At 60.5% G+C, this 15,835-nt stretch carries 15 protein-coding genes and 1 tRNA gene; 8 read left to right on the top strand and 8 right to left on the bottom strand.

All coding sequences use genetic code 11. The features are described 5' to 3' along the window. Window position 1: 1 nt before the first annotated feature. The 5 genes from radC to RlegSU303_RS09255 all read left to right on the top strand — a co-directional run bounded on the left by radC (window position 2) and on the right by RlegSU303_RS09255 (window position 6,631). Window positions 2-826, top strand: a complete 825-nt coding sequence (gene radC, locus RlegSU303_RS09275) for a RadC family protein (protein WP_231283738.1) — start codon at window positions 2-4, stop codon at window positions 824-826. A 196-nt stretch (window positions 827-1,022) separates the two neighbouring features. After that, on the top strand, window positions 1,023-2,210 hold the full coding sequence (locus RlegSU303_RS09270) for an alpha-hydroxy acid oxidase (RefSeq protein ID WP_231283737.1): 1,188 nt from the start codon (window positions 1,023-1,025) through the stop codon (window positions 2,208-2,210). A 219-nt stretch (window positions 2,211-2,429) separates the two neighbouring features. Next, window positions 2,430-3,836, top strand: coding sequence for a Si-specific NAD(P)(+) transhydrogenase (sthA, locus tag RlegSU303_RS09265; protein WP_130707547.1), 1,407 nt, complete (start codon window positions 2,430-2,432; stop codon window positions 3,834-3,836). Between the two features lie 63 nt (window positions 3,837-3,899). Further along, entirely contained in the window at window positions 3,900-4,703 is an 804-nt protein-coding gene (locus RlegSU303_RS09260) for an endonuclease/exonuclease/phosphatase family protein (RefSeq protein WP_168279478.1), read from the top strand. A 158-nt stretch (window positions 4,704-4,861) separates the two neighbouring features. Then, window positions 4,862-6,631 (top strand): B12-binding domain-containing radical SAM protein, encoded by a 1,770-nt coding sequence (locus RlegSU303_RS09255; protein WP_168279477.1) that lies wholly within the window; start codon window positions 4,862-4,864, stop codon window positions 6,629-6,631. 134 nt (window positions 6,632-6,765) lie between these two features. On the opposite strand, the gene RlegSU303_RS09250 is transcribed toward RlegSU303_RS09255, so the two are convergent. The 5 genes from RlegSU303_RS09250 to RlegSU303_RS09230 form a co-directional block, all read right to left on the bottom strand. Continuing rightward, on the bottom strand, window positions 6,766-7,188 hold the full coding sequence (locus RlegSU303_RS09250) for a nuclear transport factor 2 family protein (protein WP_168279476.1): 423 nt from the start codon (window positions 7,186-7,188) through the stop codon (window positions 6,766-6,768). Between the two features lie 176 nt (window positions 7,189-7,364). Further along, window positions 7,365-8,849, bottom strand: a complete 1,485-nt coding sequence (gene tig / locus RlegSU303_RS09245) for a trigger factor (RefSeq protein WP_231283736.1) — start codon at window positions 8,847-8,849, stop codon at window positions 7,365-7,367. A gap of 200 nt (window positions 8,850-9,049) precedes the next feature. Further along, a tRNA-Leu gene (locus RlegSU303_RS09240) sits at window positions 9,050-9,134 on the bottom strand. Window positions 9,135-9,287: 153 nt separating this feature from the next. Beyond that, the gene (locus RlegSU303_RS09235) at window positions 9,288-9,878 is read right to left on the bottom strand and encodes a GDYXXLXY domain-containing protein (RefSeq protein WP_077981159.1); all 591 of its coding nucleotides are present in this window, start codon (window positions 9,876-9,878) and stop codon (window positions 9,288-9,290) included. Continuing rightward, window positions 9,875-10,978 carry a DUF2157 domain-containing protein gene (locus RlegSU303_RS09230; RefSeq protein ID WP_131709004.1) on the bottom strand — a complete coding sequence of 368 codons (1,104 nt, stop codon included), beginning with the start codon at window positions 10,976-10,978 and terminating at the stop codon, window positions 9,875-9,877. Before RlegSU303_RS09230 ends, RlegSU303_RS09235 begins: the two co-directional genes overlap by 4 nt. Window positions 10,979-11,848: 870 nt before the next feature. Here RlegSU303_RS09230 and RlegSU303_RS09225 point away from each other — a divergent pair. From RlegSU303_RS09225 to trmFO, 3 genes are all read left to right on the top strand, one after another. Continuing rightward, entirely contained in the window at window positions 11,849-11,995 is a 147-nt protein-coding gene (locus RlegSU303_RS09225) for a DUF1127 domain-containing protein (RefSeq protein WP_003539019.1), read from the top strand. Window positions 11,996-12,289: 294 nt separating this feature from the next. Continuing rightward, complete coding sequence (locus RlegSU303_RS09220; protein ID WP_003539017.1) at window positions 12,290-12,433, top strand: DUF1127 domain-containing protein; 144 nt, start codon at window positions 12,290-12,292, stop codon at window positions 12,431-12,433. A 93-nt stretch (window positions 12,434-12,526) separates the two neighbouring features. Then, window positions 12,527-13,960, top strand: coding sequence for a methylenetetrahydrofolate--tRNA-(uracil(54)-C(5))-methyltransferase (FADH(2)-oxidizing) TrmFO (gene trmFO, locus RlegSU303_RS09215; protein WP_231283735.1), 1,434 nt, complete (start codon window positions 12,527-12,529; stop codon window positions 13,958-13,960). A gap of 89 nt (window positions 13,961-14,049) precedes the next feature. Here the strand turns inward: trmFO and RlegSU303_RS09210 are convergent, their stop codons facing one another. From RlegSU303_RS09210 to RlegSU303_RS09200, 3 genes are all read right to left on the bottom strand, one after another. Beyond that, window positions 14,050-14,517, bottom strand: a complete 468-nt coding sequence (locus RlegSU303_RS09210; protein ID WP_094086088.1) for a hypothetical protein — start codon at window positions 14,515-14,517, stop codon at window positions 14,050-14,052. Window positions 14,518-14,588: 71 nt separating this feature from the next. Further along, complete coding sequence (locus tag RlegSU303_RS09205) at window positions 14,589-15,446, bottom strand: phytoene/squalene synthase family protein (RefSeq protein ID WP_094086089.1); 858 nt, start codon at window positions 15,444-15,446, stop codon at window positions 14,589-14,591. Window positions 15,447-15,448: 2 nt separating this feature from the next. Further along, window positions 15,449-15,835, bottom strand: coding sequence for an Mth938-like domain-containing protein (locus tag RlegSU303_RS09200; protein WP_003539009.1), 387 nt, complete (start codon window positions 15,833-15,835; stop codon window positions 15,449-15,451).

Below are 15,835 nucleotides of genomic sequence, written 5' to 3'. Positions count from 1 at the left end.
GATGGCGAAGGGGCCTGTTTCGACATCTTCCGACGAACTGCCTTTCGAGACGCAAGAGCCGATTGCTGCCGATGAACGTTCGTTCTTTGCAGGCCAGCCGCAAAAGCCGTCCGGGCCGAATGCCAGGACCTCCCTGCCCGCCTCGCTTGCCGGCCAAGAGCATTATCACGGCCATCGCGAGCGGTTGCGTGACCGCTTCCGGGAGCTCGGCGACACAGCACTTGCCGACTACGAAATCCTCGAGCTGCTGCTTTTCCGCCTGATCCCGCGGCGTGACACCAAGCCGATCGCAAAGGCGCTGATCGAACGGTTCGGCTCGCTCGCTGGCGTTTTCGGTGCGCCTCAGGCGCTGCTGATGGAGGTCAAGGGTGTCGGTGAGGCGGTGGCGCTCGACCTGAAGCTGATCTCGACTGTCGCCCACCGGACGCTGAAGAGCGAACTCAGAAGCAAACAGGTTCTGTCCTCGTGGTCTTCGGTCATCCAGTATTGCCATGCCGCCATGGCGCACGAGACCCGCGAACAGTTCCGTATCCTCTTCCTCGACAAGCGCAATGTACTAATCGCCGATGAGGTGCAAGGCCGCGGCACGGTCGACCATACGCCGGTCTATCCGCGCGAGGTGGTCAAACGCGCGCTCGAGCTTTCGGCAACGGCGATGATCCTCGTCCACAACCACCCCTCCGGCGATCCGACGCCATCGCGCGCCGACATCGACATGACGAAGGTGATCATCGATGCCGCCAAGGCGCTCGATATCACCGTCCACGACCACGTCATCATCGGCAAGGATGGGCATGTCAGCCTGAAGGGGCTGAAGCTGATCTGAACAAACACTGCGGCTGATCGCCGGCAAGATGCAGAGCCCCGGCGCATCGACCATGCCCTGGTCCATCCCGCGAGAAGACTGAGGCGAGAAGACTGGGGAATGCTGGAGTTGACAGCAGTCGGTGGTGCGGGATTGTATGCAGTCCTGCACCACAGCCTGGACAATGCCCGCCCGAATACCGAGAAGATGAAGCTCCATGACGATCCGCAGCGGCAACACCGATCGATCGACCCGGCTCTGTCGCGACGTGCTCTGCCTCGACGATTTTGAAATAAAGGCGCGGCGACATCTGCCAAAGCCCCTGTTCGGTTATATCGCCGGCGCAACCGAGACCAATGCGTCGCTACGGCATAATGCAGAATCTTTCCAAGCCTATGCCTTCCGGCCTCGTGTCCTTCGGGACGTCTCGAAACGCAGCACCGAGACGAGCCTCTTCGGCAAGACCCATGCCGCACCATTCGGCATAGCGCCGATGGGTATCAGCGCGCTGATGGCCTATCGAGGCGACATCGTGCTCGCGCAAGGAGCGGATCAATCGGGAATCCCGATGATCATAAGCGGTTCATCGCTTATCCCTTTGGAAGAGATCGTTGCGGTTTCGCCGCAAGCATGGTTTCAGGCCTATCTCCCCGGCGAACCCGACCGTATCGACGCTCTCATCGATCGCGTCGGCGCGGCCGGCTTGGGCACGCTTCTGCTGACCGTGGACACGGCCACGCTGCCAAATCGTGAAAACAATGTAAGGGCAGGATTTTCGACGCCTCTGCGTCCCGGTCTCCGCCTGGCATGGCAGGGCATCTCGCACCCGCGCTGGACTACCGGCACATTCCTGCGCACGATCGTCCGGCACGGCATTCCGCATTTTGAAAATTCCTATGCCACAAGAGGCGCGCCGATTATCTCCTCGAATGTCACGCGCGACTTCGGCAGGCGCGACCATCTCAACTGGAACCATCTTGAGCGGATACGCAACAGGTGGTCCGGCAAACTTGTGGTCAAGGGGATCATGCATCCCGACGACGCGGCTCGGGCTGTCGACACCGGGGTGGATGGTGTGATCGTCTCCAACCATGGCGGCCGCCAACTCGACGGCACCGCATCTCCCCTTCAGGTCCTTCCGCAGATTGCGTCCCGTGTTGGAGACAGCGTTGCCGTCATGGTCGATGGCGGTTTCAGGCGTGGAACGGACATCATGAAGGCCCTCGCGCTCGGGGCCTGTTTCGTGTTCGTGGGCAGGCCGTTCCTTTATGCCGCAGCCGTCGCGGGCCTACCAGGCGTGCTCAAGGCGGCCGATATCCTGAAGACGGAACTGCATAGCAATATGGCGTTGCTCGGCGTCACCAAGGTGGGCGATATTTCCGCGGACTACATCACCCGTGCATGAAAAGCCGTCGAGCCACCGAGCATGGCAAGCGACCCTGCCGGTATTCGTCGGCTACGGCCCAAGACGTAAAGCTGTTTCTCGCAGGGCTCACTTGCCCGAAAAAGTACCCGTCAGGACCAATCAGGTGGCCGTAAAACAATCTGTAACGTTGACCGGCTAACGATGGACGGGCGACATTTTGCGTCGCAATATGATTCCTTTCCAATCCGGGGCTTGATGATGCTTCAGTACGATCTCGTTGTGGTGGGCAGCGGTCCCGCAGGGCGCCGCGGCGCGATCCAGGCGGCAAAACTCGGCAAGAAAGTGCTTGTCATCGAGCAGGGCAAACGCGTCGGCGGCGTGTCCGTGCATACCGGCACCATCCCTTCCAAAACGCTGCGCGAGACTGCGCTTAATCTTTCCGGCTGGCGCGAACGCGGCTTCTACGGCCGGTCATACCGCGTCAAGGAAGAGATCAGTGCAGATGACCTGCGCCGCCGCCTGCTGATTACGCTCAATCACGAGGTCGAGGTGCTGGAACACCAGTTCGCCCGCAACCGCGTGCAGCATATTCGCGGCAAGGCGAGCTTCATCGATGCGTCGACGCTGCAGGTAATCAAGGATGACGGCGAGACCACGCAGGTCACCGCCGCCAGCGTGCTGCTCGCCGTCGGCACAAAGCCGTTCCGCCCCGATTACATGCCCTTCGACGGCAAGACCGTTCTCGACAGCGACGAACTGCTCGACATCCAGGACCTGCCGCGATCGATGGTCGTTATCGGCGCCGGCGTCATCGGCATCGAATATGCGACGATCTTCAGCGCGCTCGACACCGCCGTCACCGTCATCGACCCGAAGGCGACAATGCTCGACTTCATCGACAAGGAAATCATCGAGGATTTTACCTACCAGCTGCGCGACCGCAACATGAAGCTGCTGCTCGGCCAGAAGGCCGACAAGGTGGAGAGGCTCGAAAACGGCAAGGTCGAACTGACGCTCGACAGCGGCCGACGCCTGACGACCGACATGGTGCTTTTCGCCGCCGGCCGCATGGGGGCGACGGATGCGCTAAACCTTCAGGCCATCGGCCTCGAAGCCGACAGCCGCGGCCGTCTCAAGGTCAATCCGGAAACCTTCCAGACATCGGTTGCCAACATCTACGCCGCCGGCGACGTCGTCGGCTTTCCGAGCCTTGCCTCGACCTCGATGGAACAGGGCCGCATCGCCGCCCGCGTCGCGGTCGGCGCGGTCGCCAAGGAGCCGCCGAAATATTTTCCCTACGGCATCTATGCCGTGCCGGAGATTTCGACCTGCGGCCTGACCGAAGAAGAGATGAAGGAGCGCGGTATTCCCTATGAATGCGGCATCGCCCGCTTCCGCGAGACATCGCGCGGTCATATCATGGGCCTCGACACCGGGCTTCTGAAGCTGATCTTCTCGCTGAAGACCCGCCGCCTGCTCGGTGTGCATATCGTCGGCGAAGGCGCCACCGAGCTGGTGCATATCGGCCAGGCGGTGCTCAATCTCAAGGGGACCGTCGAATATTTCGTCGAGAACACCTTCAACTATCCGACGCTCGCCGAAGCCTACAAGATCGCCGGCCTCGATGCCTGGAACCGAATGGGCGACATCAAGTCGGAACTCTAAAGTCCGTCGCGTCGTCGAGGGAACGGCCGTCTCAGACCGGCCGCCAAAACGGAGCCGAATGCATTGCGCATCATCTCGCTGAACGCATGGGGCGGCAGGCTTCATGAGGCGCTGATTGAATATGTGACGGCGGCCGATCCCGACGTGCTGTGCCTGCAGGAGGTTTTGCGCGCACCCGGCACCCGCTCTGGCTGGTCAGTCTATCGGGACGGCGACGTCGAGCTGCTGCAGCGCTTCAATCTCTTTACCGAGATCAGCACCGCCCTGCCCGGCCACGACGGCTTCTTCTGCCCGACATCGAGAGGCGAACTCTTCGACGGCGATACTGCCATTGTCGCCGAATTCGGGCTGGCGACCTTTGTGCGCAAAAAGCATTCCGTCACCGCCCAAGGGCTGGACTTCGTGCATGGCCGTTTTTCCGCCGATGGCTGGGGCGAACATCCTCGGCCGCGAAACGCCCATTGCATCCGTCTCTTCAGCCATGAGCACGCTGCTACCATGACCATCGCCCACATGCATGGCCTGCGCGATCCCGCAGGCAAGGGCGACACCCCGGCGCGCGACGAGCAGGCTGCAGCGCTGGTCAAGCTCATCGAGGGCGTCTGGCCCGGCGACGAGGGGCTCATCGTCTGCGGCGATTTCAACGTGCTGCCTGATAGCGCGACCTTTGCGATTCTCGCCAGACTCGGGCTTTCCGACCTCGTCACCGGAAACGGCCTTGTAGACACGCGAACCTCCTACTATCTGAAGCAGGGCCGCTTTGCCGACTACATGCTGGTGACGCCAGGGGTGAAGGTTGCCAAGTTCGAGGTGGTCGAGGCGCCCGAAGTCTCCGATCATCGCGCATTACTGCTCGATATCGGGTAGTATATTGAGTAATGATACACTTCGCGAAGCGTTTGCGCGCCATGCCGTTTTTTTACGCCTTAGTTTGACCTCCTAAATCGCATTGATACGTCGTGCTTGTATGTGTCTTCAACGCCATTTTGCCTTCGGGCAAAGCTTCTAAAGAAAGATAGATACTCTTGTCCCATGTCTTGGAAGCTGCGCGCAGACGTTTTCAGCTGATCCTGATCAAGCCGTCGCATTATGACGACGACGGCTACGTCATCCGCTGGTGGCGGGCGATGATCCCCTCCAATTCGCTGGCGGCGCTCTACGGCATTGCCGCCGAATGCGCCGAACGCAAGGTGCTCGGAGACGATACGGCGATCGATATCACCGTGATCGACGAGACCAATACGCGGATCGATATCGCCGGACTGCTGGCGCAGTTCAAGCGTCACGACAATTTCGGCATGATCGCGCTCGTCGGCGTCCAGACCAACCAATATCCGCGCGCCCTCGATATCGCCCGTCCCTTCCGCGATGCCGGCCTGCCGGTTTCGATCGGCGGCTTTCATGTTTCCGGCTGCCTGTCGATGCTGGATGGGAAGGCGGTCGGGCTTGACGCCTGCCGCGACATGGGCATCTCGATGTTTGCCGGCGAGGCCGAGGGCCGGCTCGACATGGTGCTGCGCGATGCCGCCGCCGGCGAGCTGAAGCCGCTCTATAATTTCATGAACGACCTTCCCGGCATCGGCGGCACGCCGGTTCCCTTCCTGCCGAAGGACAATATCCAGCGCACGCTCGGGCTCAGCACCAGCTTCGATGCCGGACGTGGCTGTCCCTATCAGTGCTCGTTCTGCACCATCATCAACGTGCAGGGACGCAAGTCACGCTTCCGTTCGGCCGACGACGTCGAAAAGCTGGTGCGGATGAACTGGGCGCAGGGCATCCACAAATTCTTCATCACCGACGACAATTTCGCCCGCAACAAGGATTGGGAAGCGATCTTTGACCGGTTGATCGAACTCAAGGAACGGGACGGCATTCCGCTCGGCCTGATGATCCAGGTCGACACGCTCTGCCACAAGATCCCCAATTTCATCGAGAAATCCAGGCGCGCCGGCGTCACCCGCGTCTTCATCGGCCTCGAAAACGTCAATCCGGACAATTTGACCGCCGCCAAGAAGAACCAGAACAAGATCACCGAATACCGCAAGATGCTGCTCGCCTGGAAGGCGCAGGGCATCATGACGCTCGCCGGCTATATCCTGGGCTTCCCCGCCGATACGCCGGAATCGATCCGCCGCGACATCGCGATCATCCAGGAAGAGCTGCCGCTCGACGTCATCGAATTCTTCATCCTGACGCCGCTGCCCGGCTCCGAGGACCATCAGGTCCTGTGGAAGAAGGGCGTCGACATGGATGCCGATCTCAACATCTACGATGTCGAGCATGTCTGCACCGCGCATCCGAAGATGAGCAAGCAGGAATGGGAAGACATCTACCACGAGGCCTGGTCGCTCTACTATTCGCCCGATCATATGAAGACCCTGTTGCGCCGCGCCGTGGCAACCGGCGTACCGCTCGCAAGGCTCGTCAAGGTTCTGGTCTCCTTCGCGACCACCGTGCCGCTGGAAAACGTGCACCCGCTGCAAAGCGGCCTGCTGCGCCTGAAGACGCCGTCGGAGCGGCGCCCGGATCTGCCGCGCGAGAATCCGCTGGTCTTCTGGCCGCGCTTTGCCTGGGAAACCTTCCGCAAACATGCTTCGCTCGCCGGCACGATCATTGGCCTGACGATTTCGGCGTTCTTGATTTCAAGGGACACGAAGTCGAAGACCTACATGGATCAGGCCCTGACGCCGGTCGCCGACGACGAAGAGGAAACGCTCCACCTCTTCACCCAGACCGCCGGCGGCGCCGCAGCCGTCAGCCATGTCAGGAAAGTCGCGCAACTGACAGCGCATTGAGCGGCGATTGTTGCAACGGCGGCTGATGCCCGAACCATGGCGGCATCAAACTCCAAGCCAATGCATGTCGCTAAGGCGCGCCGCATGAATCACGTTTGACAACGCGCTTTGAAGACTTCGATTTTGTTGGCCGTTTATGCGACTTGGATCATCTTGGTCGTCTCGGCCACTTGCAGCGTGTCGACGAATTCGACGATCTTGACCGGTTTCCCATCGCGGAAATGGATCTTGTCGACGAATTCCGTATGGAAGCTCACGCCCGATGGGATGTGCCTGACCTCGCCTTCGCGGTGGGCAAAGATCATCTGCTCATCTTCGTCCACATAGATGCCGGCCGTCCTGATATTCGATAGATCCCATACAGTGATAAGCTGGGTTATCGCCTGGCGAAAAGCATGCCCGCTTGATTCAGTCGAAAAAGGCGCCAGCCGGGTATTGCCGACCATGCGAAAGGTGCAATTCTCGCCGATCAGCGCCAGCGTAGCTTCGACATCGCCACGGTCACGCACAGCATAGATTTCTTCCACGAGCTTCTTCATGTCATGCTTTGCAGTCATTTTCAGGTCCCTCCCACCATCAGCGAAATCTGCATCTAATTATACTTTGATGCAACTCCTTGTTGTTCCGGATGAATAAGCACAATGGAGTAGGCAGCGAGAATGAACTGCTCTGGATAACAGAAAAAGGCCCCGCACGATGGCGAGGCCTTCCAAACTTCTGAACTGAAAAGCGATTATTCGGCGCTTTCGTCAGCCGCCTTCTTCTTCGGAGCAGCCTTCTTCTTCGGCGCGGCTTCTTCGCCTTCACCGGCGTCAGCTGCTTCGGCCTTGGCGGCAGTCTTCTTCTTCGGTGCTGCCTTCTTGGTTTCGGCCTTCGCTTCGCCTTCTTCCTCGGCGAGCAGCTCTTCCTTCGTCACCTTCTTGTCGGTGACGTCGATTTCGGTCAGCAGGTGATCGATGACCTTCTCTTCGAAGATCGGTGCGCGGATCGAAGCGGCGGCACCTGGCTGGCTGCGGAAGAATTCGAGGATCTGCTTTTCCTGGCCCGGATACTGGCGCAGCTGATCATAGATGGCGCGCTGCATCTCGTCTTCGCTGACTTCGACGCCGGCCTTTTCGCCGATTTCGGAGAGAACGAGACCGAGGCGAACGCGGCGCTCGGCGAGCGTCTTGTATTCCTCGCGAGCCTTCTCCTCGGTCGTGTCTTCGTCCTCGAAGGTCTTGCCGGACTGGGCGAGGTCGTTGTTCACCTGGCTCCAGATGCCGTTATATTCGGCGTCGACGAGCGAGTTCGGGGTCTCGAACTTGTACATCTCGTCGAGCTGGTCGAGGATCTGACGCTTCAGCTTCTGGCGGGTCAGCGAGCCGTACTGCGATTCGATCTGGCCACGGACGATCTCCTTCAGGCGATCGGCGGACTCGATGCCGAGCTTGGAAGCGAGTTCGTCGTTGATCTCGACATCGGCAGGTGCGGCGACTTCCTTGACTGACACGTCAAAGGTCGCTTCCTTGCCGGCGAGGTTCTTGGCCGGGTAATCAGCCGGGAAGGTCACGGTAATGGTCTTCTCGGCGCCGGCCTTGACGCCGACGAGCTGGTCTTCGAAGCCCGGAATGAAGCGGCCGGAGCCGAGCACCAGTTCGGCGCCCTGGTCGGTGCCGCCTTCGAAGGCTTCACCGTCGACCTTGCCGACGTAATCCATGGTGATGCGGTCACCGTTTGCCGACTTGCCGGTCTTGGTCTCGTAGGCGCGGGCGCTCTCGGCGACCTTCAGGACCTGCTCGTTGACTTCGTCTTCCGAGATGTCGATGACTTCGCGCGTGACCTTGATGCCCTTGACCGACTTCAGCTCGATCGGCGGCAGCACTTCATAGGAGAGCGTGAATTCGAAATCCTGCTCGGCGGCGAGGATCTTGTCGGCTTCGTCCTTGTCTTCCGTCATGGCGATTTCCGGCTGCGTGGCCGACTTCTCGCCGCGGCTGGACAGGATGGCGGCCGGCTGCTCGCGGACGATCTCGTTGACGAGGTCGGCCATGATCGACTTGCCGTAGACCTTCTTCAGGTGAGCGGCAGGCACCTTGCCCGGACGGAAGCCGTTGATGCGAACCTTGTCCTTCACATCGGCAAGACGCTCATTCATCTTGTCTTGCATGTCCTTGGCCGGGATAACGACCTTGATTTCGCGCTTCAGCCCTTCAGCGAGCGTTTCGATAACCTGCATGTCTTCCTACCTTCATTTCGTGGCGGCCGTGCCCAGACGCCGTTCGTTTCGATGAGCACGACGCCGGCGATCCTGCCGCGCGTGGCTTTTCCCAATTCCATATCATTCCGCCCAAAGCGGAATGGCACTCGCGGGCTATTCGGGACAACTCTCAATTGTTCTGGAACAACCGATTCTTAGTCTCCCGCCTGCAAACAGCTTGGTGCGGGTAGAGAGACTTGAACTCCCACGCCTTGCGGCACCAGAACCTAAATCTGGCGTGTCTACCAATTTCACCATACCCGCGTTCACAAAACCGCATGCTTATGCCTGCGCATGAGGCCTTCCGGAGCGCGGCGTCTCTATATCACCCGATTTGGTCGAGGCAAAGGAAAAATGAACGGCAAATGACAGGGGATTTGCGGCCCTGGAGCCGCCCTGCCCCGAAGTGTGACGAGATCAGTAAAGCGGCTCGTCGTAAACCGGCTTGCCGTCAACGAGAAGGCTGCGGATCTGTGCGCTTCCATCAGGCGAGACACGCACTGCAATGGCGACGTTGCCGTCATTGCGGGCCTCCTCGATCGGCTTGCCCTCGCCTTCAGGAACGTAGTAGCGCTCGATGCCGTATTCGACACGCATGCTGTCGCCGACGGCAAGTCCGCCGCTATAAAATGGCTGGCTGCGCAAGATCACGGTCTCCGGCTGCGGAGGCAGTTCGTGAAAGGACGATTCGGTCACCGTCCAGAAACCGTCCTCCTGCTTCTTCAACCGGACCCATAACACCCGTTCGCCGGCCTCAGCTGGAATGCCGCCGGAAACCGTCTGCACCGGCACCGAGGAAATGTCGTAGTTCAAGACGACATAGTCGCCGCGCAGGAAATCGCGCGGATCGACGGGCGCCGTCTTCAGCAGCACTTCGGCGCCATCGCTGAGGATCGACGCCCGGCTCTGGATGATCGTGCCGAGGATAAGGGTCTGCAGACCCGCGACGATGATGGCCGAAAGCAAATAGCCCTTGCCGGATTGCAGCTTTGCCATGAACGAATTCATGCCCGCTCCCCCCGTGCACTCGCCGAAAAACGCCGTTCGAGACGGATGACCATCCAGGCGACCAGCGCGACCACGAGACCGGAGAAGAGGAAGAGGCTCGACGTGCCGAGGATCGAGCCGACAGTGACGGAAGCGAGATAGAGCATCTCCGCGGCAAAGGTCGCGTAGGCGAGATATCGCACCGCGCCATTATCCCTGCCACGCAGGACGATCGCCAGCACGGAAGCGGCAAGCGTCACCACTCCGAGCACCACCAGCCCCCAGCCATCCTCGATCTCGATATGCAGCAGCAGGAAGCCGATTACGGCGACGAGGAAGCTGTAGAAGGCAGGAGCCGCGCCGGCGCTTCTTACCAAGGAGGCAATTGGCCGGAGCGGCAACGCCGTCAGGACGAAGGCCGCCATGCCGCCGATTGCAAAGGCAAGCGCCACGGTGATTTCCTCATAAAGAGTATAGAGCCAGGCGAGCCAGCCGATCAGCAGCAGATAGGCCAGATGGCGGGCCCGCTCGGCGCCGGTATACCGCACCAGCCCGATGACGATCACCGCCATGGCGGGCGCCATCCAGGGGTCGAACCCTATCCAATGCGTGTCGTTATTCTGAAGATAAACGGCGAAGGATGCCCAGGAGAGGAAGCCGGCGACGACGGTCACGGCGGCTGAACGGAACAGGATCGCCGAGACCGTCGCGATCGCGAACCACAGATACATCACCGTCTGCTCGTCTCCGGAGAGGTGATACATCTGCCCGACCAGCGAGATGGCGCCGCCGAAACTCATCGCGCCGATGACCAGCAACCCGCCTGCGGCCGCTGTCGCACCGCGGGCAAGCATCCGGGCGGCGGCGATATGCACGAACCAGATCAGGGCAAGGATGCCGCCCACGCGCACCAGGCGCGGGATGGCCTCCCAGTTGGAGGCGACGACCAGCAGGATGGCAGCTGCAAGCAGCACCGCTGCCAGCGCCATCAGCACCCTGCCGAGGCTGAAGCTTGCCGGGCGGCTGTCATATTCGGCGAGAAGCGCACCTGCCGTTTCCTGCCCGAGCAGGCCCTTGCCCACCCAGAGCGAGAGATCCCGCTCCAATCTGCCGCGATACATGCTCAACCCCTCGATTTCCGCAACGTCGACTGCGGCGCTGCAGCTCACGCCGTTATAGACGCAGCACGGGTGTTCGCAAACGCTCTTGCGACAAATATACAAGTTCCTCATTGGTCTAAATAGTATCGAGTGTTAACCGGCCGCTAACGTCAGAAGCACTAATATAAGCCTATGGACGGAGAGGTATGCGATCTCTGCATATCCCCCATGAAATTATTGCACTGCACAATACTCATTAGTCATACTATTGATCAACACATCGAAGCACGGGATGGCGCCCCGGCCCGGCATTAGCCGGACGCCCGCGGATGCCTTGTCCGTGACGAGATTCGCAGCTGCGCACTCCTCCTCCCAGCGCGCTGCGATAGACTGACAACACTCCTCCTCCCAGTTGTCAGTCACCATAACACGCCCGCCGGATCCTCCCCCGGCGGGCGTTTTTGTTTAGCCAAGGCTTCATTAAAGCCTTGGCAGTGAGAGGATTTTCGGCGCATGGCGCCGTCATGCCACATTGTCGTCACGCCGCCCCACCAACCCGCGAGGGGGTGGGCGACTTCCAATGCGAAACGGAACGCCTCTTTGCAGCGGAAGCACGGGCGGAATCACCGGAGGAAGCAGCGTTTTCTGTTATGGCACCCCATTCGCCTCTCCCAATCGAACTGCTTTCTCAAAAGTCATTCTGCCTATTCGTTGACCAAAAAATGGTAAGTCTGCGTCAAATACCCTTTGAGCATTGCATAGCTCGCATAGGTGATCTGAAAACTTGTCTGTTTTAGTCTTTCGCGTTGCAACATATATTCGGGTCATCAAATAGAGGTCAGCGCCGATCGGTGGCTGCTGGCGGATGAAACCCTCGGAAAGGGGCTTAACATGAACTTCTCTCGCTCTTTCAATAACTGGCGCAAGTATCGTCAGACCGTCACGGAACTCGGCCGCATGACCAACCGCGAATTGCACGATCTCGGCATCGACCGTTCGGACATCCATCGCGTTGCCCGTGAGGCTTCTCACCGCTAATTCCAGGCGATCACTGCTCCTCCCAAGCACGATTATTCTCGATCGAAACGCCCGCTGTACCCACAGCGGGCGTTTTCTTTTGTCTGCACGTGGTGGCCGCGGCAGTTGCAGGTTTTTCCCACTCGTTAGCCCGCTCAAAAAATATCCTCTGCTTAATTGAAGAGCATCATAGTGCACAATTGCATGGCAGACGCCTTTTATTTGCACTGCACAATCGGACGGTTCTCGCCTATATAAACATCAACCGCAGAGAGACAGGCGATCCCGCCGTCCCGCGGACATAGGAAGAAGACAATGAACCCGATCCGCATTGCAAGAAGCTGGCTCAGCTACCGTCGTACGCTCAATGAACTCGGCGGCCTTTCGAACCAGACCCTGTCCGATATCGGCGTTAGCCGCTACGACATCCGGAATATCGCATCCCGCTCGTTCCGCTAATAGCGAGTACGATGCTTCCAAGACGGCGCCCCAGGGCGCCGTTTTTGATTCCAGGGTGTTGGATCGCACCTGCCGACATGATATCAGCCCGGAATGAACACGATCTCTTCCTATTCCCCCATCCACGTCGTCGGCGGCGGGCTTGCCGGTTCGGAAGCCGCCTGGCAGATCGCCGGTTCCGGCGTTCCGGTCATCCTGCATGAAATGCGCGGGGTGCGCGGCACGGATGCGCACAAGACCGACGGCCTTGCCGAACTCGTCTGCTCCAATTCCTTCCGTTCCGACGATGCGACCAGCAATGCCGTCGGCGTCATCCATGCCGAGATGCGCATGGCGGGCTCGCTGATCATGGCCGCTGCCGATCGGTGCCAGGTACCGGCCGGCGGTGCGCTCGCCGTCGATCGCGATGGCTTCTCCGAGGCGGTGACCAAAGCGGTCCATGACCACCCGCTCATCACCGTCGTGCGTGAAGAGATCACCGGCCTGCCGCCGAAGGATTGGGATCTAGCCATCGTCGCCACCGGACCGCTGACGGCGCCGTCGCTCGCGAGCGCCATCCAGACGGAAACCGGCGAGGATTCGCTTGCCTTCTTCGACGCCATCGCGCCGATCGTCTACCGCGAGAGCATCGATATGGATATCTGCTGGTATCAGTCGCGCTACGACAAGGTCGGCCCCGGCGGCACCGGCAAGGATTACATCAACTGCCCGATGGACGAAGCGCAGTACAATGCCTTCGTCGATGCGCTGATATCCGGCGATACGGTCGGTTTCAAGGAATGGGAGGGCACGCCTTATTTCGACGGTTGCCTGCCGATCGAGGTGATGGCCGAACGCGGCCGCGAGACGCTGCGCCACGGACCGATGAAGCCGATGGGGCTGACGAACGCGCATAATCCGACGGTCAAGGCCTATGCCGTCGTGCAGCTGCGTCAGGACAATGCGCTCGGTACGCTCTACAATATGGTCGGCTTCCAGACGAAGCTGAAATATGGCGCGCAGGCGGATATCTTCCGGATGATCCCGGGTCTGGAAAATGCGGAATTTGCCCGTCTCGGCGGTCTGCACCGCAACACCTATATCAACTCCCCCACCCTGCTCGATCCGTCGCTGACGCTGAAATCGCGGCCCGGCCTGCGCTTTGCCGGCCAGATCACCGGCTGCGAGGGTTATGTGGAAAGCGCCAGCGTCGGGCTGATGGCCGGGCGTTTCGCCGCCGCCGAACGCAAGGGCGAGGCGGTCTCGCTACCGCCGGCGACGACGGCGCTCGGCTCGCTGCTCGGTCATATCACCGGTGGGCACCTCGTCACCGACGAGGAGCCAGGCAAACGATCGTTCCAGCCGATGAACATCAATTTCGGGCTGTTTCCGGAGCTCGAGCCGGGTTCGATCGTCAAGCCCGAAGGCGTCAAGCGCTTCCGCGGCAAGGACAAGACGGTCATGAAGCGGCAGCTGATCGCACGTCGCGCGCTTGCCGACTGCGCGGCCTGGCTCGGTCAAGAATCGACGATTGCCGAAAGCGCCTGATCGGCGCTTTCAAGCGCGTCGCGCTTGACGTCTTTGCTTTTATGCATGTCGTCCTCCCAAAACCGATGCACACTTTTGGGCGACATGTATTATTGCTTGTTCGCCGCCGAAATATTGCCGGGCGGCAGGTCCTTATCCGGCTCGGCGATATAATTGCCGAGTAGCCAGAGCGAAACCTCCGAGGCTTCCTTGGCGGAAGCGAATTCGAAACCGCCGTTGTGATGGGGTGCATCGAGGAAGTCGATCACCAATCCCCTGCCCGTTTCCGAGCCGACGACGCGCACCCGACCCGGCTCGATCACGTGGCAGGAGAAATGGCGCGACATGTTGCGCATGAAGCCGGCCTTGTTGTCGTGCAGGCGCACAAAGACGGCCTGGCCGTTTTCCGTCGCCTGCAGCTGACGGATCGCCTCGTTCGGAAAGGCGCGGCCGAACTCGATGATGGCGAGGCCCGTGTCATGCAGGCCATCTTCCTTGTTCTGCGCGGCCATGCGCGTTGCCACGAAAGCAAAGAAAATGACGATGGCGAAAAGGACGCACCAGACGATAATGCCCACGCCGAGTCTCCGTTCAAAGGGTAGCGGTGGAAGCCTTGTAACGCGCGAGACTTGCGCGAATTTGACCGATATCAGATTTTTCGGCGTGCGGCAGCCAGCCCCATCCGCAGTTGACGGCGCCATTGCGGCGGCTGCAGCGGCCGGTCGAGCAGCAAGGCACCGCGTTTCTGCGCCTTGACGAGCACCGGTTCGGCAAGCGTCGCCGGCAGGAAGGCTGGAAAGACGGCCGGCGCAATCGGCCCCGCAGCCCTCGCCTTTGCCAGATGTTCGCGACCGAGGCCGGCGAAGGCCTCGATCGCGGCAGAGATGCGCGGCCTGTCTTCGCCGGCGAGGAAGGCATCGCGGTCGAGACCGGTGGCGGAAAGGATCTGCAGCGGAATATAGATCTGGCCGCGACGGCGATGCAGCGGCATCAGCAGCAACAGCCCGGCGACCGCCTGGGCGACGCCTGCATGGCCGGCGGCGTCGGCCGAGCGTGCGGCTTCCTCCGGCGAAAGCACCAGGCTTGCGAGTTGAATCAGCGCCGATGCCGTTTCGCCGGCATAGCCTTCAAGCGAAAGACGTGTCTCCATCGGATCGTCATAGAGATCGAAGGTCCGGGCCTCGATCATGTCGATCAGCGTCTTGCGCGGCAGGTGGTGCGTTTCGATCGCGATCAGAAGGGCTGCGGCGACGGGATTGGCCGCCGTCGAGCCGTGTGCGCTGCCTTCCAGAAGATCGTGCCAATATTGCAGCCGCACCTCACCGGGCAAGGGCTCGTGGACGAGATCGCGGATGCGGGCAAGCTCGGCATTGAAGGCGTAAAGAGCTGCGAGCGCGCCGCGCTTTTCCTCCGGCGACAGCAGACAGGCGAGATAGCGGTCGCGATCGCTGTCACGCAGCATCGCCAGGCAGATGTCCCGGTTGGTCGCAATATGCGCTTCAGCCATCGTCAGACCGCAATCAGCGCCGCGGCGACGGCACGCTGCTCGGCAAGCATGATATTGAAGGTGCGCACTGCAGCCCCGGTACTCATCGGATCGGAGGAGATGCCGCGCGACTTCAGCGCCAGCCTCAATTCCTCGGGCAGACGGCGAAGCTCGGTTCCGGTACCGACGAGCAGAACCTCGATATCGGCGGCCTCATCCAGCACCCGGCGAAAATTTTCAGGCGACAGCGGTTTCGACATGTCCATATCCCAGCCATGAATGCCGGAGGGCAGGCAAAGGATCGAGCCGCGATGCGACATGTCGGCAAAACGAAAGCCGCCATTGCCGTATGCATCGATCGGAGCGCGCCCGGGGAAATGTGCGGCGCGGATTTCTATGCCTTTTGCCAT

It is taken from the genome of Rhizobium sp. SU303 (assembly GCF_021052345.1).
Taxonomy (GTDB): domain Bacteria; phylum Pseudomonadota; class Alphaproteobacteria; order Rhizobiales; family Rhizobiaceae; genus Rhizobium; species Rhizobium laguerreae.
Note: the sequence above shows the minus strand (reverse complement) of the source record. Positions and strands in the feature narration are given on the sequence as shown.

Coding starts and splice junctions, on each gene's coding strand:
- trmFO (WP_231283735.1), top strand. CDS start 12,527: ATGAACACGATCTCTTCCTATTCCCCCATCCACGTCGTCGGCGGCGGG.
- radC (WP_231283738.1), top strand. CDS start 2: ATGGCGAAGGGGCCTGTTTCGACATCTTCCGACGAACTGCCTTTCGAG.
- RlegSU303_RS09235 (WP_077981159.1), bottom strand. CDS start 9,878: ATGAATTCGTTCATGGCAAAGCTGCAATCCGGCAAGGGCTATTTGCTT.
- RlegSU303_RS09250 (WP_168279476.1), bottom strand. CDS start 7,188: ATGACTGCAAAGCATGACATGAAGAAGCTCGTGGAAGAAATCTATGCT.
- sthA (WP_130707547.1), top strand. CDS start 2,430: ATGCTTCAGTACGATCTCGTTGTGGTGGGCAGCGGTCCCGCAGGGCGC.
- RlegSU303_RS09225 (WP_003539019.1), top strand. CDS start 11,849: ATGAACTTCTCTCGCTCTTTCAATAACTGGCGCAAGTATCGTCAGACC.
- RlegSU303_RS09200 (WP_003539009.1), bottom strand. CDS start 15,835: ATGGCAAAAGGCATAGAAATCCGCGCCGCACATTTCCCCGGGCGCGCT.
- tig (WP_231283736.1), bottom strand. CDS start 8,849: ATGCAGGTTATCGAAACGCTCGCTGAAGGGCTGAAGCGCGAAATCAAG.
- RlegSU303_RS09230 (WP_131709004.1), bottom strand. CDS start 10,978: ATGTATCGCGGCAGATTGGAGCGGGATCTCTCGCTCTGGGTGGGCAAG.
- RlegSU303_RS09270 (WP_231283737.1), top strand. CDS start 1,023: ATGACGATCCGCAGCGGCAACACCGATCGATCGACCCGGCTCTGTCGC.
- RlegSU303_RS09205 (WP_094086089.1), bottom strand. CDS start 15,446: ATGGCTGAAGCGCATATTGCGACCAACCGGGACATCTGCCTGGCGATG.
- RlegSU303_RS09220 (WP_003539017.1), top strand. CDS start 12,290: ATGAACCCGATCCGCATTGCAAGAAGCTGGCTCAGCTACCGTCGTACG.